The 15,651-nt window shown below is 70.2% G+C and carries 10 protein-coding genes; 7 read left to right on the forward strand and 3 right to left on the reverse strand.

Translation table 11 applies throughout. From position 1 onward, the window contains the following. Positions 1-248: 248 nt before the first annotated feature. Together DMP23_RS08275 and DMP23_RS08280 are read left to right on the forward strand one after the other, a co-directional pair. Positions 249-1,064, forward strand: coding sequence for a thioesterase II family protein (locus DMP23_RS08275; protein ID WP_337820669.1), 816 nt, complete (start codon positions 249-251; stop codon positions 1,062-1,064). 109 nt (positions 1,065-1,173) lie between these two features. Continuing rightward, positions 1,174-1,434 carry a hypothetical protein gene (locus tag DMP23_RS08280; RefSeq protein ID WP_063697782.1) on the forward strand — a complete coding sequence of 87 codons (261 nt, stop codon included), beginning with the start codon at positions 1,174-1,176 and terminating at the stop codon, positions 1,432-1,434. Positions 1,435-1,534: 100 nt separating this feature from the next. Here DMP23_RS08280 and DMP23_RS08285 read toward each other — a convergent pair whose 3' ends face one another. Continuing rightward, complete coding sequence (locus DMP23_RS08285; protein WP_337820670.1) at positions 1,535-6,871, reverse strand: type I polyketide synthase; 5,337 nt, start codon at positions 6,869-6,871, stop codon at positions 1,535-1,537. 221 nt (positions 6,872-7,092) lie between these two features. Between DMP23_RS08285 and DMP23_RS08290 the strand changes: the two genes are divergently transcribed. The 5 genes from DMP23_RS08290 to DMP23_RS08310 all read left to right on the forward strand — a co-directional run bounded on the left by DMP23_RS08290 (position 7,093) and on the right by DMP23_RS08310 (position 12,670). Then, positions 7,093-8,346 (forward strand): nucleotide disphospho-sugar-binding domain-containing protein, encoded by a 1,254-nt coding sequence (locus DMP23_RS08290; RefSeq protein ID WP_337824374.1) that lies wholly within the window; start codon positions 7,093-7,095, stop codon positions 8,344-8,346. After that, complete coding sequence (locus DMP23_RS08295) at positions 8,337-9,446, forward strand: sensor histidine kinase (protein WP_337820671.1); 1,110 nt, start codon at positions 8,337-8,339, stop codon at positions 9,444-9,446. The genes DMP23_RS08290 and DMP23_RS08295 overlap by 10 nt, the downstream gene beginning before the upstream one ends. A gap of 208 nt (positions 9,447-9,654) precedes the next feature. Further along, a complete protein-coding gene (locus tag DMP23_RS08300; protein ID WP_337820672.1) occupies positions 9,655-10,338 on the forward strand; it encodes a PIG-L deacetylase family protein in 684 nt (227 codons plus the stop codon). Positions 10,339-10,402: 64 nt separating this feature from the next. Then, positions 10,403-11,695: a nucleotide sugar dehydrogenase gene (locus tag DMP23_RS08305; RefSeq protein ID WP_337820673.1), complete on the forward strand. Its 1,293-nt coding sequence runs from the start codon at positions 10,403-10,405 to the stop codon at positions 11,693-11,695. A 15-nt stretch (positions 11,696-11,710) separates the two neighbouring features. Then, the gene (locus tag DMP23_RS08310) at positions 11,711-12,670 is read left to right on the forward strand and encodes an NAD-dependent epimerase/dehydratase family protein (RefSeq protein WP_037810563.1); all 960 of its coding nucleotides are present in this window, start codon (positions 11,711-11,713) and stop codon (positions 12,668-12,670) included. Between the two features lie 53 nt (positions 12,671-12,723). Here the strand turns inward: DMP23_RS08310 and DMP23_RS08315 are convergent, their stop codons facing one another. Then, positions 12,724-12,924, reverse strand: coding sequence for a LuxR C-terminal-related transcriptional regulator (locus DMP23_RS08315; protein ID WP_337820674.1), 201 nt, complete (start codon positions 12,922-12,924; stop codon positions 12,724-12,726). Next, positions 12,921-15,509: a LuxR C-terminal-related transcriptional regulator gene (locus DMP23_RS08320; protein WP_337820675.1), complete on the reverse strand. Its 2,589-nt coding sequence runs from the start codon at positions 15,507-15,509 to the stop codon at positions 12,921-12,923. Before DMP23_RS08320 ends, DMP23_RS08315 begins: the two co-directional genes overlap by 4 nt. Between the last annotated feature and the right edge of the window lie 142 nt (positions 15,510-15,651).

Genomic DNA, 15,651 nt, shown 5'->3' on the forward strand with positions numbered 1-15,651 from the left:
CGGTGCGGGCCGGTTCGCCCGGGCACGGCTGCCGGGAGGTCCCCGGGAACGGCTTCGGCGGGGTTTTCCGTGATCGCCCAATGCACCCACCTGACGCCGTACGTTACGAGCGGTGAACAGGGCATACCCACCCCTAACCGGCCGCCCGGCCCCCTGGAGCGAGACTGGATCGCCGCACGGCGGACGGGCACGGCGACGCCGGGCTAGGGGTTGCCGGGCGCGCGAAGGGGCCGGAGACTTCCTGAACTGTGACTGCCCTGAACGAGAAATCGAGCCGATGGCTCCGGCGATTCCACGCGTCCGACGACGCCGCGGTGCGACTGGTGTGCCTGCCGCACGCGGGCGGGTCGGCCACCGCTTACTTCCCGTTCTCGCGCGCGGCCGCTGAAGGCGGACTGGACGCCGACGTCATCGCCGTGCAGTACCCGGGCAGGCAGGACCGCCGGGACGAGCAGTGTTTCGACGACCTCGCGGCGATGGCCGACGTCATCGCCGACGACCTCGGCCCGTGGATCGACCGGCCGGTGGCCCTGTTCGGCCACAGCATGGGCGCGACGCTCGGGTACGAGGTCGCGTGCCGGCTCGAGGCGCGGGGTGCCCGGCCGCTCGGCCTGTTCGCGTCCGCGTGCCCAGCTCCGTCGGTGCCGCGGCCCGAGGACGTCCACGAGCTCGGCGACGACGGTTTGATCGCCGCCCTCAAGGAGATGAGCGGCACCGGCAGCGCCGTTTTCGGCGACGACGAACTGCTGCGCCTGGTGCTGCCCGCCGTCCGCGGGGACTACACCGCCGTCGAGACCTACCGCCACGAGCCCGGGCTCGCGCTGGACTGCCCGGTCCAGGTGCTGCTGGGCGCGGACGACCCCGTGGTCGACCTCGCCGAGGCCGAAGCGTGGCGTGGCCACACCCGCGGCAGCTTCGCGGTGAAAGTGTTGCCGGGCGGGCATTTCTACCTGAACGCCCAGCTCGAAGGGGTGCTCACGACTGTAGCCGCGCGCTTGCGCGAATGGCGCGGGGAGGCACTCGCGTCCGCAACCCCTGATCTCGGGCGGCTGACGGGGGAGTAAACCCCAGGCCGCTTTCAGGTGCCGCCCCCATGGCCGGAAGGGCCCGGGTCCGCGAAACTTGGTACAGCAAGAAAACAGACCGGACCACCGCCCCTCGGAGGCAGCCATGATGGCCATCAGACCCGCTCACGGCGTCGCCCAGCGGATGCTCCCCGACGGGCATCTCGAGCTGGTCAGCAGCAGCCGCCAGGTGGACTGCGAACCGGTCGCCGCGGCCATGTGGATCGCTCTCAAACAGCACAACGGCGACATCGACAGCGCCAGTGCCGTCCTCGCCGAACTGTGGGAGACGGACGTCGAGGACCTCCGCTACGACATGATCGCGCTGGCCGGTTCCCTCTGCTCCCTCGGACTTCTCACCGAGGTGTGAGCACCCCCGGCTGCTCGCGGTCGTGAAGCGCTTCTCTGCCCGCCGCATGGCACGAGTCCCCGCTGCGCCATTGGCTTGGCGTCAGCGGGGACTCGCGGGGTCACACCGGTTTGGTGTCCAGTTCCTCGTCCAGGAGCGCGAAGAGGTCCTCAGCGCTGGCGTTCTCGATGTCCGCGGACTTCTCGGGAGCCGAGTACGCCGCCAGCAACGCGGTCAAGCGGCTGACCAGCTTCTCCCGGTCGTCCTCGGCCAAGGCGTTGTCCCGCAACGCGGATTCGAGAGCGGCCAGCCTGGAGTCCACAATGGACGGCTGGTCCGCCAGGCCTGTTCCGAGGAGCCCCGCGACCGCGCCAGGGGACGGGTAGTCGAAGATCAGCGTCGCGGGCAGGAGCTGACCGGACAGCTCGTCCAGCCGGTTCCGCAGCTCGATCGCGGTCAGGGAGTCGAAGCCGAGTTCGATGAATCCCTTGCGCGGGTCGATCGCGTCCGCGCGGTCGTGCCCGAGCACCACCGCGGCCGTGCCGCACACGAGGTCGAGCAGCGCCCGCTCCCGTTCCCCGGCGGGCAGGGCCTCGATCCGGGCCCACGAGTCGTCGGCGGCCGCGGCACGCCGCCGTGTGCCCGCGCGCACCAGGCCGCGCAGCATCGGCGGCACACGGTCCGCGGCGGACCGCAGCCCGGCCAGGTCGAGCCGGACCGGCACCAGCGCCGGCTGCGAGGTGCCGAACGTCGCGTCGAACAGCTCGAGCCCGTCGTCGAACGACAGCCCGGCCACGCCGGACCGTGCCATCCGGACCAGGTCGGTGTCGCCGAGCGCGCCCGCCATGCCGCCGGACCACAGGCCCCACGACAGCGACACCGCGGGCAACCCGAGCGCCGCCCGGCGGTGGGCCAGCGCGTCGAGGAACACGTTCCCGGCCGAGTAGTTCGCCTGCCCAGCCGAACCGAACGTGCCCGCGACGGAGGAGAACAGCACGAACGCGGCCAGGTCGAGCTCCGCGGTCAGCTCGTGCAGGTGCCATGCCGCGTCCAGCTTCGGCCGCAGCACCGCGTCCATCCGCTCCGGGGTCAGCGCGAGCAGCACGCCGTCGTCCAGGACGCCTGCCGTGTGCACGACCGCGGTCAGCGGGTGCTCGGCAGGCACGCCGGCCACCAGCGCGGCCGCCGCGGTCCGGTCCGCGAGATCGCAGGCCGCCAGCGAAACCGAAGCGCCCAGCTCCTCCAGTTCCGCCTTGAGCTCCGCCGCGCCCGGTGCCGCCTCACCGCGACGGCTGGTCAGCAGCAGGTGACGCACGTCGTGTTCGGTCACCAGGTGCCGCGCGATCAACGCGCCCAGCGCCCCGGTGCCGCCAGTGACGAGAACGGTTCCGTCCGGGTTCAGCGACGGCGCCGAAGTCTCGGGGGCGAACTTCGCCAGCCGGTGCACCAGCACTGCCCCGTCCCGGACGGCGACACCGGGCTCACCGGCTTGGATCGCGCCGAGCACGGTGGCCAGCGGCGGCTCGCTGCCGTCGAGGTCGACCGCGGCGAACCGGTCCGGATACTCCAGCTCGGCCGACCGGACGACGCCCCACAGCGCGGCGTGCACCAGGTCGGCGACGTCTTCGTCGGGACGCGTCGCGATGGCATGGGAGGCGACCACAACGAGCCGGGAAGCGGCCAGCGCCGGTTCACTGACCCACGTCCGGACCAGGTCCAGCAGTCGGTGGGCAGCCTCGCGGGCCAGTTCGGGCGACGCCTGCTCGGGTGCCTCGAACGACACGGACACCACATCCGGGGCGGCCTTTCCCGTCCCCACCGCGTCGATCAGCGCGGCAAGGTCCACATAGGACTCTCCGCCGAGGCCGAAGGGATCCGCGCCGAGCACGGCGTGCGAAACGCCGGAAGCGGCATCGCCGGAGTAAGGCTGCCATTCCACCCGGAACAGCGAGTCGCCTGCTGCCGGACGGGCGAACGCGTCGTCGGCGATCGGCCGCAGCGCCAGCGCCCCCACGGTCACGATCGGCGCGCCAGCGGGATCGGTGGCGGTGAGCGAAATGGTGTTCTCGACGTCCGCGGAGAGCAGCACGCGCAAGTTCGACGCCCCGGCGGCGTGCAGCGAAACCCCGCTCCACGCGAACGGCAGCGCTGGCTTGTCCTCGGTCAGCCCGGCCAGGCCAATGGTGTGGAGCGCGGCGTCCAGCAGAGCGGGATGCAGCGCGAAAGCCGAACCGTCGGTGTGCTCCGGCAACGCGACTTCGGCGGCGAGAGTGTTCCCGTCGCGCCAGACCCGGCGCAGCCCGGCGAAGACCGGCCCGTAGTCGAAACCCTGGGCGGCGAGTTCGTCGTAGCGGCTGGTCACGTCGATCTCGACCGCACCGGCCGGGGGCCACTCCGCGGCGGCAACGGGCGTGTCCGCCGTCGGCGACACCCGCCCGCTGGCGTGGTGCGTCCACTCCCCAGTGTCCGCGGCCCGCGAGTAAATGCCCACCGCGCGACTGCCCGACTCCTCCTCCGCGCCCACCGTCACCTGAACCGGGACGGATCCGTGTTCAGGCAGGATCAGCGGGACCGCGAGCGTCAGCTCGTCGAGCCGCGCGCAGTTCACCTCGTCGCCCGCCCGCACGGCCAGTTCGACAAAAGCCGTGCCGGGGAACAGCGGAACCCCCTGGACGACGTGGTCGCCGAGCCACGGCTGCGCGCGCAGCGAAAGCTCTCCGGTGAGCACGACGCCGCCGGTGTCGGCGGTCGCCACGACCGCGCCGAGCAGCGGGTGCCCGGCGTCGACCTGCCCGACCTCGGCGACCCCGCGGACGCGGGCCCCGGTCGGATTCTCCAGCCAGTAACGCTTGCGCTGGAAGGCATACGTCGGCAGCTCGACCGGTGCCCCGCCAGCGTAGAACGCCGAAAAGTCCACAGTGGACCCAGTGGTGAACAGCGTCGCCACGGCGGCGGCAGCCGACTCGCTTTCGGGCCGGTCCTTGCGCAGCACCGGGACGAACGTCGCCCGGTCGTCCGCGCCAAGGCACAGCTGGCCCATCGCGGTGAGCACGGCCGACGGGCCGACCTCCACGAACGTCGTGACGCCAGCGTCGAGCAGCGTGCGGACGCCGTCGGCGAACCGGACCGCGTCGCGCACCTGGTTCACCCAGTACTCCGGCGAAGTCAGATCGGCGTTCGGCGAAACCGTCGAGACGATCGGGATCGCGGGCTCGGAATAGGTCAGTTTCCGGGCGACGAGAGCGAAGTCGGCCAGCATCGGCTCCATCAGCGCCGAGTGGAACGCGTGCGACACCTTCAGCCGCGAAGTCTTCTCGAAGTTCGATGCCACCGCGAGGACCGCGTCCTCGTCGCCGGACAGCACAACCGATGCCGGTCCGTTGACAGCGGCGATCGACACGCCCTCGGTCAGCAGCGGCACGACATCGGCCTCAGCCGCCGCGACGGCGACCATTGCCCCGCCGGTGGGAAGGGCCTGCATCAGCCGGGCCCGCGCCGTCACGAGCGTGCACGCGTCTTCGAGCGAGAGCACTCCGGCGACGTGCGCCGCGGCCAGCTCGCCAATCGAATGCCCCAGCAGGTAATCCGGAGTGACGCCCCACGATTCGAGCAGACGGAACACCGCGACCTCGACGGCGAACAACGCCGGCTGCGTGTACCCGGTCTCGTCGGAACCCAGCACGGTCCGCACCGGCACGTCGAGGTGCTTGTCCAGTTCGGCGGCCACCGCGTCAAAGGCCTCGGCGAACGCCGGGTAGGCCGCGGCCAGCTCCAGGCCCATCCCCGCGCGCTGGGCACCTTGGCCGGTGAACAGGAACGCCGTGCGCCCGGTGCTCGCCACACCTTCGACGACACCCGCCGGCGTGCGGCCCGCCGCGTACTCGGTCAGCGCGCGGATCGCGGCGGCCCGGTCGGCCGTGACGATCCCCGCGCGGTGCTCGTACTGGGTCCGGGTGGTCGCCAGCGAGAATCCGATGTCCACAGTGGACGCATCGGCAACGCCGGCCGCGAGGTTGCCCGCCTGGGCCCGCAGGGCGTCCGCGTCGTTGGCGGACAGCAGCCAGGTCACCGGCCCATCGTCCGAAGAACGCGTCACCGGGTCGCCCTGCTCTACGATGACGTGCGCGTTGGTCCCGCTGATGCCGAACGACGAAACGCCCGCGCGACGCGGCCGCCCGGTCTCCGGCCACGGCGTCGGCTCACGGAGAAGCGAGACGGTGTCGGTCCATTCGACGTGCGGCGACGGCTCGTCGGCGTGCAGCGTGCGCGGGAGCACGCCGCGTCGCAACGCCTCCACCATCTTGATCACGCCGCCGACGCCCGCCGCGGCCTGCGTGTGGCCGACGTTCGACTTGAACGACCCGACGTGCAGCGGCCGATCAGCGGTGGCCGCCTTGCCGTAGGTGGCGATCAGCGCCTGCGCCTCGATCGGGTCGCCGAGCTTCGTGCCGGTGCCGTGTGCTTCGACAGCGTCCACATCGGACAATTTCAGCCCGGCGTCCGCCAATGCCGCGTGGATCACCCGCTGCTGCGCTGGCCCGTTCGGGACCGTGATGCCGCTGGACGCGCCGTCGGAGTTGACCGCGCTGCCGCGCAGCACCGCGAGGACGTGGTGACCGTTGCGGCGCGCGTCGGAAAGCCGTTCCAGCAGAAGCATTCCGGCACCTTCGGAGCAGCCGACGCCGTCCGCGCCACTGCCGAAAGCCTTGCACCGGCCGTCCGGAGAGAGGCCCTGCTGCTCGCTGAAGTAGACGAACATGTCCGGGGTCACCATCACGGTGACGCCGCCGGCCAGCGCCAGCGAGCACTCGCCGCGGCGCAGCGCCTGGGCCGCCCAGTGCAAGGCGACCAGCGACGACGAGCACGCGGTGTCGACCGACACCGACGGACCTTCGAGCCCGAGGGTGTAGGAGATGCGGCCGGAGATCAGGCTGCCGTCGCTGCTGCCCGCACCGTAGTCGTGGTACATCACGCCGGCGAAGACGCCGGTTTTGCTGCCCCGCAACGTCGACGGCACAATCCCGGCGCGTTCCACCGCTTCCCACGCGGTCTCCAGCACCACCCGCTGCTGCGGGTCGAGGGTGCGAGCCTCGCGCGGGGAGATACCGAAGAACTCCGGCTCGAAGTCGGCGGCGTCGTAAAGGAAACCGCCCTCCTTCGAATACGTCGTGCCGGGACTTCCCGCGGGGTCGAAGATCGACTCGGTGTCCCAGCCGCGGTCCTCGGGGAACTCGCCGACCGCGTCGACACCGCCCGCGACCAGGTCCCAGAGCTGCGCGGGCGTGGCGACCCCGCCGGGGTACCGGCAGCCCATCCCGATGATCGCGATCGGCTCGTTCATCGCCGCGGCGAGCTTCTGGTTGTCCGCCTTGAGCCGTTCGTTGTCCACCATGGACTGCCGCAGCGCGGCGACGATCTGCTCGGTGGACGGTGCGGTGTTCTGCTCGTGGCCGGTCACTGGGAAGTCCCCTCGTTCGTCGGTCTCGGCACCTGCCGTCGCGGGCCGGGTCGCCCGCGCGCACCACGACCTCGCCGAAGCTATTCGCGCCTGCCCGCGAATCCCCACCCCTAACGGCCCCTAAGGCCGCAGTGCCGGGTCTGCCGAGCGGCCCGCCGCGATTACCGTTTCCCCAGCAGTGTTTCCCGGACCCCGGCATCGGAGAGTGCGTTGTGCGAGTCATGTTGATGGTCTTCCCGACTAGGACGCACGTCTACAGCATGGCCCCGGTCGGGTGGGCGCTGGCGGCCGCCGGGCACGAGGTGCGGTTCGTCGGCCAGCGCAATCCCCGCGAGGTCCTGCCGTTCGCCGAAACCGGCCTCGACGCGATGTGGTTCGGCGAGGACCTCGACATCGCGGAGCACCGGCGGCTCAGCGCCGGCGGCGACGACACCGCGCACAGCAAGCACCAGCTTTCCGAAAGCCGCCCGGAGCGCTACACCGAGGAGTACGTGCGCACCGTTTACGACGGCTGGGTCGACGTTTTCCGCTGGAACTCGCCGGAACCGCTGCTCAACGACCTCGTCCGGTTCGCCCGGCACTGGCAGCCGGACCTCGTCGTGTGGGACCCGCTGGTCTACACCGCGCCGATCGTCGCGCAGGCGGTCGGCGTCCCGCACCTGCGGATGATGTACGCGGCCGACCAGACGGCACGGATCGGCGCGCAGTACCGGGACCTGCGCGCGAGCAAGCCCGAGGACACCAGCCCGGACCCGTTCGTGGAATGGATGTCGGACGCGGTGGGCCGCTACGGCGCGGACTACGACGAGAACCTGCGCTACGGCGTCAAAACCATCGACTGCCATCCGTCCTATCTCCGGTACGACGGCGTCGACGTCGACTACCTCCCGGCGCGGTTCGTGCCGTTGAACAAGCCGATGGCGCTGCCGCGCTGGGTCGTCGAACCCCCGTCGCGCCCGCGCGTCATGCTGACCCTCGGCATCTCCAACCGGCAGACGCTCGGCGAAGAGGAAACCTCGGTCTCCGCACTGCTCGACGGCCTTGCCGACCTCGACGTCGAAGTGATCGCGACGCTCAACGCGGAGCAGCTCGCGTCGGTCGACAAGGTTCCGGACAACGTGCGTGCGGTGGACTTCGTGCCGATGTACGAGCTCCTCGCGAGCTGCTCGGCCATCGTGCACCAGGGCGGCGGCGCGACGATCGGCAACGCGGTGGTCAACGGCGTCCCGCAGCTGGTGATCCCCGGCACCACGTGGAGCGAGCGGATTTCCGCGCTCGCACAGGTGAAGCGCGGCAACGGCCTGATGATCGATCTGCAGGAGGTCACGCCGGGCTCCGTCCGAAATGGACTCCAGCGGTTGCTGGAGGAACCGTCCTTCCGCGAGTGCTCGCTCGAGGTCCGGGACGAGATGCTGGCCACGCCGACGCTCAACGACCTCGTGCCGGAACTGGAGCGGATCGCTCGATGCCGGTGACGCCGCGGCCCCGCGTCGTCCGCACCATCGGCTTCCTCATCGCGAGCTTCCCCCTCCGCGTCGTCGCGTTCGTGCTCGTGCTCGCCACGACCCTGCTCGGCATCGCCACCACCATGCTGTGGATCGGCATCCCGATCCTGATCACCGCGACCTCGACGGCCCGCGGCCTGGCCCGCGCCGAACGCAGCTGGGTGCGCGTCATGCTCGGCGTCGACGTCCCGCCGCCCCGCCGGCATCCGCACGGCACCGGGCTGCTGCTGACGTGGCAGACCCGGCTCGTGGACCCGGCCACGTGGCGCGAACTGCTCTACGCCTTGCTCGCGTTCCCGCTGGGCATCGTGGAATTCGTGGCCGGGATCGTGTCCGTCGCCGTGCCGCCGTTCGGCATTTTCGTGGCCCCGCGGATCGGAGCGATGCACGGCGCGTTGGCGCTGTCGATGCTCGGGCCGGACCGGACGGCGCAGCTGGAGGCCCGCTCCCGGCAGTTGAAGGACTCGCGAGCCCGCGGCGTCGACGCCGTGGAGGCCGAGCGCAAGCGCATCGAACGCGACCTGCACGACGGGGCGCAGCAGCGGCTGGTCGCGGTGGCGATGAGTCTGGGCCGGGCGCAGTTGAAGCTCGACGATCCCGCCGCCGTGCGCGAACTGGTTGGCGCGGCCCATACGGACGCGAAACTCGCCGTGTCCGAGCTGCGCGACCTCGCCCGGGGGATCTACTCCCCGGTGCTGCAGGACCGTGGCCTGGACGCCGCGTTGTCCGCCCTGACCGCGCGGATGCCGATCCACGTGGACGTCGAGGTGACGGTGGAACCCCGGCCGCCCGCGCCCGTGGAGACCACGACGTACTTCATCGTCAGCGAAACCCTCGCCAATATCGCCAAACACGCGGGCGCGGACCGCGCGTCGGTGCGCGTTACCCGCGACGACGACACAGTGGTCGTCGAGATCATCGACAACGGGCACGGCGGCGCGTCCGTGCGTCCGGGCGGCGGATTGGCCGGCCTCGCCGACCGGGCAGGCACCATCGACGGCGTGCTCACCGTGGTCAGCCCGGCGGGCGGGCCCACCGTCGTGCGCGCCGACCTTCCCGTGCGCTGGTAAAGCGACCAGCTTCCGACGTCGCGACGACGGCCCACCCCTAACGCGCTTGCCGCGCCTGTCCTCCCGCGCGGCCAAGGTCCGCTTTAGACGGTCTTTAGGGGTTGTCGCAAGCACCTCCGGATGTCAAATTTTTCTTGCGTTCCAAGCCATTTCGCACGGCTCGTTTCCGCTGGGGGTTTCACCGCCCGGACAAGGACTGGGGAATCGTATGCACACGTTGACACGCAGGCTGCTGGTGGTGGGAGCCCACGGCGACGACGAAACGCTCGGCGCGGGCGGGACCATCGCCCGGCTCGCCGACGAAGGCGTCTCCATTTCGCTTTGCATTCTCACCAACGACGACGGTTCGCGTTCGGCCGTCGGCGCCGAAGTCACCAACCGCACCGACGCGATCGAACTCGCCGCCAAAACACTGGGCATCGAACGCGTGCGAGTCCACGAATTCGGCGACAACCGGCTCGACACCGTCAGCCACCTCGCGCTCAACCAGGTCGTCGAACGCGAGGTCCGCGAATTCGAGCCGGACACCATCTTCGCGACCAGCATGTGCGACCTGAGCACCGACCACGCCCTCGTCAGCCGCGCCGCGCGAGTCGCCGGCCGGCCGGGCAAGGGCCCGGTGCGCGAAGTCCGCACCTTCGAAATCCGCTCCGCCACCGACGTCGGAGAAGCCTCCGGGCTGCCGGTCACCTTCCGGCCGAACTGCTGGCAGCTTCTCGACGAAAGCCACCTCGAGCGCAAAATCGAAGCCCTGCGCGCCTACGGCAAGGAACTCGAGCCGTGGCCGAACCCGCGCAGCGAACGCGGCGTCCGCGCCTTGGCCGAATACCGCGGCTCACAGGTCAGCGCTGGACTCGCCGAAGCTTTCGAAATCGTCCGTTCCGTCCGATGACCGGATTTCCCTCCGCTTTTTCCGCTCGCTTTCCCACTGCCCATCCAGAAACGGGTGACCAGGAATGACCAGTACTGTCGCTGAATTCGAGACCATCGCCGAACGGAACGAACTGACGTCGGTCGCCGTGATCGGGATGGGCTACGTCGGCCTGCCGACCGCGCTCGGCCTGCACGCCGGCGGCGTCGGCGTGATCGGCATCGACCTGTCGCAGAACCGGCTCGACTCGATCCGCTCGGGCGAGGTCGACCTCATCGAAGCCGACCACCGCAGGCTCGAGAAAGCCGTGCACCAGGAGGACTTCCAGCTCACCACGGACTCCGCGCGGATGGCCGACGCGGACGCGGTGCTGGTCTGCGTGCCGACCGGGCTCGACGAGTACCTGATGCCCGACCTCGGCCCGCTGGAGGCGGCGTGCGCGGCACTGGTCGCGAACGCGCGCCGCGGCCAGACGTTCATCCTCACCTCGACCAGCTACGTCGGCACCTCGAACCGGCTGCTGGTGAAACCGCTGGTGGCCAAGGGATTCACCATCGGACGCGACCTGTTCGTGGCGTCCAGCCCCGAGCGCATCGACCCGGGCAACGTCACGCACACCCAGGCCGAAACGCCGCGCGTGCTCGGCGGCGTGACCCCGGTGTGCACGGCGATGGCGCAACGCGTGATCAACGTGCTCACCCCGAGCGTGCACTGCGTCAGCTCGCCGGAAGCGGCCGAGATGACCAAGCTGTACGAAAACACCTTCCGCGCGGTGAACATCGCGCTGGCCAACGAGTTCGCCGAGATCAGCGACGGCTTCGCGATCGACCCAATCGAGGTCATCGACGCGGCGGCGAGCAAGCCGTACGGCTTCATGGCGTTCCACCCCGGACCCGGCGTCGGCGGCCACTGCATCCCCTGCGACCCGCACTACCTGCTGTGGCAGCTGCGCGCGACGCAGAGCAACGCGCCGTTGGTGACCCAGGCGATGCACGCCATCGCGGAGCGGCCGAAGCAGGTTGTCGACCGCGTACTGAACACACTGTCGCGCGAAGGCAAGGGCATGGCGGGTACGCGCGTGCTGGTGGTCGGCGTGACCTACAAGCCCGGCGTGCAGGACGTGCGTTCGTCGTCCGCGCTCGACATCATCGACCTGCTCGCCGCGAAGGGCGCGAAGGTCGGCTACTACGACCCGCTGGTCCCGAACGTCCGCGTGACCGGCGGTTCGCTCGACACCGTCCCCGGGCCCGACGGCGAGGACTGGGACGTCGCGCTCATCCACACCATCCAACCGGGCCACGACTACGAATGGCTCGCCGACTGCCCGACCGTCATCGACGCCACCTACCGCCTCGACCCCGCGCTCTTCACGAACTGAGAAAGGGACACTAACGTGCGTTACCTCATCACCGGAGGCGCCGGGTTCATCGGCTCCCACCTCACCGAACACCTCCTTGCCCGCGGCGACGAGGTCGTCGCGCTCGACAACCTCAGCACCGGCACCCTGGACAACCTCGCCGGCGTCGCCGGGCACCCCGGCTTCCAGTTCGTGCGCGGCTCGATCACCGACCCGAACGCGGTCGAATCGTGCATGGCGGGCATCGACGCGATCTTCCACCTCGCCGCCGCGGTCGGCGTGTTCACCATCCTCGACAAGACGATGGACAGCCTCCGCACCAACCTGCACGGCACCGAGAACATGCTCGACGCGGCACTGCGGCACGACGTGCCGATCCTGGTCGCGTCGACGAGCGAGATCTACGGCAAGAACACCGCGGACGGCCTGCGCGAGGACGACGACCGGATCATCGGGTCGCCGCTGAAGAACCGCTGGTCCTACGCCGAGGCGAAGGCGCTGGACGAGACGTTCGCCCACCTGTACGCCGTCGAGCACGGCCTGCGCACGGTGATCGTGCGGCCGTTCAACACCGTCGGCCCGCGCCAGACCGGCCGCTACGGCATGGTGATCCCCCGCTTCGTCACCCAGGCCCTGGCGGGCGAGCCGATCACCGTCTTCGGCGACGGGCAGCAGACCCGCTGCTTCTGCCACGTGCACGACGTCGTGCCCGCGCTGGCGGACCTGCTCGCCGACGATTCCGCGTACGGCAAGGTGTTCAACCTCGGCAGCAACGAGCAGACCACCATCTCCCAGCTGGCCGAGCGCGTGATCGGCGCGACCGGTTCGAGCAGCACCATCACGAAGGTGCCGTACGAGGAGGCGTACGGCGACGGGTACGAGGACATGCAGCGCCGCATCCCCGACTGCACCCGCGCGTACAACCAGATCGGCTTCGTGCCGACGCGCTCGCTGGACGACATCATCGCCGCGGTGGTCGCCGACCGCCGATCCTGACCCGTTCCCACCCCCGGTGAAGGGCCTCTCGCGGATCTCGCGCGAGAGGCCCTTCACGCGTTCCGGAGCTTGACGTAGACGGCGGCAAGGTGGCCGGCGGCGGTGTTCGCGGACACTCCCAGTACCTCCGCGATCACCCCGACCGGAGTGCCCTGTGCGGCCAGTTCCGCGACCCGCAGCTCGACGTCGGTCAGCACTCTCGCCCCGCATTCGGTCAGGCTCTCCGACACGCTTTCCGTCAGCTTTTCGGTCACTGTCCGGCACCGGCCAGTTCGCCCGCCAGCCCCCGCCGCCCGGCTACGCCGAGTTTCCGATACACCCTGGTCAGGTGCTGTTCCACTGTGGACACCGTGATGTACAGCGTTTCCGCGATCTGGCGGTTAGTCCGCCCGTGTGCCGCGAGTTCCGCGACCCGCAATTCCGCATCGCTCAACGCGGTCGCCGCCGGTCCCTCCGGATCCGCACGCGGCGGCTCCGGTCTCGACGCCACCGGACGAGGCGCAAGCGGGCGCAACGGCTGTCGAGGCACCTGCACCGGCTTCACCAGGCCTGCCGAGCGTTCCGCGCGCTGGCCGAGCTGGTTGATCGCGCGGACGGTGCGGGCCAGTTCGAGCCGGTCGCCGGATTCCTTGAACGCCTCCGCCGCCCGGTTCAGCAAACCGGACCGCGCGCCGGCATCCCCGGCGAACGCCAGCACCCGCAGCGCCACCGCCTGCGAGAACGAGTCCGTCGTGTCCGCCAGTTGCTGTTTCGCCAGCTCGACCGCCAGGGTCGGGTTGCGCAGCCGGAGGTTCGCCTCGGCGAGGTCGGTCCGCCACGGTGCGACGGCGGGCAGGTCCAGGTCGTTTTCGCGGAGAATCCGCTGGCATTGCTGGAAATCGCTCACCGCGGAGAGCCCCCGGTTCGTGGCCAGATGGAACTGCCCGCGCGCCCGGAGGAACCGCACCCCGCCGAGCGTCGTGAACACCGATTCCGGCAGCGCGTGGCGCAAAACCCCAGCCGCGGCCTTGAACGCGCCTGCCGCGGTGTGCGCGGTCAGCATCGTGGCGAGCGGATACGTGATCGCGACGCCCCAGTTCGGTTCGTCAAGCAGCGCAAGCGCTCGGCTCGCCGCCTCCGCCGCGCTGGCCGGCTCGCCGCGACGCAGCAGAAGACTCGCGCCGATCGCGTCAAGCATCGCCTTCCACGTCACCGCGCCGCGGTACTCCGCCTCCTCGGCGAGCGAGGTGCACCAGCCTTCCGCTCGGTCCGCCTTGCCGTCGTACGCCAGGGCGAGAATCGCGGTGGAGAGCGCTTCCAGCGACGTGTCAGAGAGCCGGCAGTTCTGGAGAATCCGTTCCGCGCACACCGAAGTCTCTTCGCTGCCACCGACCTGCCAGACCGATGCGAGCGTTTTCGCCGTGCGCATCCAGGGATCCGAGGCGTCGACCGACAACTCCGGAGCCGTGCCGTAATGCCAATGCGCGGCGAGGGTCAGCTCGGCAGCCGTGCGCGGGTGCAGCGGCTCGAGGTCGTCGCCCAGCCGGACCAGCGCGGATTCGAAGGTTTCCCGGTCGCCGAACCACAACGACTGGCGCACCACCGCGATCCGGTCGGACTGGTCGAGCGAAGCGCCTTCGCACAACGCCGCGAGATGCGGAGCGGCCGCCGCCGGGTTGACCCGCCAGGTGATCTTGGCCAGCATCTGGGAGATCATCTGCTGCTCCCACGACGCGGTGGTCGTCGATGCCGCCAGTTGCAGGCAACGGGTAGCGAAGTCGACATCGTCGCCGAGCATCACCTGCTCCGCCGCCGCGACCAGCACCGGCAACGCCCACTCCGCCTGAGCTTCGCCCGTCGCCACGAGATGCCGCGCGACCTCTGGTGCGGGCAACCCGCGAGCGTGCTTCACCTCAGCGGCCCGGATATGCAGCTGCACCTTCTCGGACCCGCGCAACCCGCCGACCACCGCCGCCGCGGCCGGCTGCTGCCGGAACCGCACGCCGTCGACCAGCCCGGTCTCCACGAGCAACCCCGCGGACGTCTCCGCCTCGACCGGGTCCACGCCAGCGACTGTCGCGACCGCGTCCGTCGTGACGTCCGTGTCCAGCACCGCGATCGCTGTCGCCACCTCCCGCAGCGGCGAACCGTAGCGATGCAGAAGCCGTTGCACCGCATCGGAATACGCCGGTCCGTCGTCAACCGAGCTACGGCGTGCGTCGACCAAAGCGCTGACCAGCAACGGATTTCCCGCGCTCAGTCCGTGGATCCGCTCAGCTTCGCCGTGGTCCGGGACCAGCTGTGCGATCGCCTCCACGGTGAACGGCGTGAGATGCACGTACCGGTGCGGCTGCGCGGCGAAGGTCATGCCCTCGCCGGAATACCAGCCGTCCGGCTGCGTCAGCACCAGCAACATCCCCGCCGACCGCGCCCGCCGCTGCAACCGCAGCAACAACCGCGCCGACGTCTCGTCCACGTGCTGCAAATCGTCGACCGCGATCAGGAGAGACCGCTCTCGCGCCAACCGGTGCAAGGCACTGCACAACGCGGCGATCCGGTCCTCGCCGTCCGCGGCGGCCAGTGTTTCTCGCGGCAATGCCGGGCTGGCCAGCAGTTGGTCGAGCACACCTCCGTCGACGTCGCGCTCATCAGCCGCTCCCGCCGCGGTGAGCGTGAGAACGCCCAGCTCACGGGCCCGCGCCACCACTTGGTTCTGCACTTGCGTTTTCCCGCTGGCCGGTCCTCCGCCGACCAATACTGTGTCTCCTGCCCCCGCATCGCATTCGATCAGCAAGCCCTCGAGAAGGGACACTGCTTCATTCGGCTCGGTGCGGCGGTTCTGCCCCCAGTTCACGCCCATCGCAAGCTCCTCGACCCAACGGTCATCTTCCTGCGGGTACCACGGTCGCAGCCGCCCCCTAAGCCCAGCCAACCGCGATCTAAAGTCACTCAATCAGGTGATCACGATTACCAAGCGTCGCCTTTGCCCTGGCTCCTACTGG

This window comes from Amycolatopsis sp. A1MSW2902 (assembly GCF_017312175.1).
Lineage (GTDB): Bacteria > Actinomycetota > Actinomycetes > Mycobacteriales > Pseudonocardiaceae > Amycolatopsis > Amycolatopsis nivea.

Excerpts from the sequence above, each read along its gene's own strand:
- DMP23_RS08280 (WP_063697782.1), top strand. The coding sequence starts at position 1,174 with ATGGCCATCAGACCCGCTCACGGCGTCGCCCAGCGGATGCTCCCCGAC.
- DMP23_RS08300 (WP_337820672.1), top strand. The coding sequence starts at position 9,655 with ATGCACACGTTGACACGCAGGCTGCTGGTGGTGGGAGCCCACGGCGAC.
- DMP23_RS08290 (WP_337824374.1), top strand. The coding sequence starts at position 7,093 with ATGTTGATGGTCTTCCCGACTAGGACGCACGTCTACAGCATGGCCCCG.
- DMP23_RS08320 (WP_337820675.1), bottom strand. The coding sequence starts at position 15,509 with ATGGGCGTGAACTGGGGGCAGAACCGCCGCACCGAGCCGAATGAAGCA.
- DMP23_RS08305 (WP_337820673.1), top strand. The coding sequence starts at position 10,403 with ATGACCAGTACTGTCGCTGAATTCGAGACCATCGCCGAACGGAACGAA.
- DMP23_RS08295 (WP_337820671.1), top strand. The coding sequence starts at position 8,337 with ATGCCGGTGACGCCGCGGCCCCGCGTCGTCCGCACCATCGGCTTCCTC.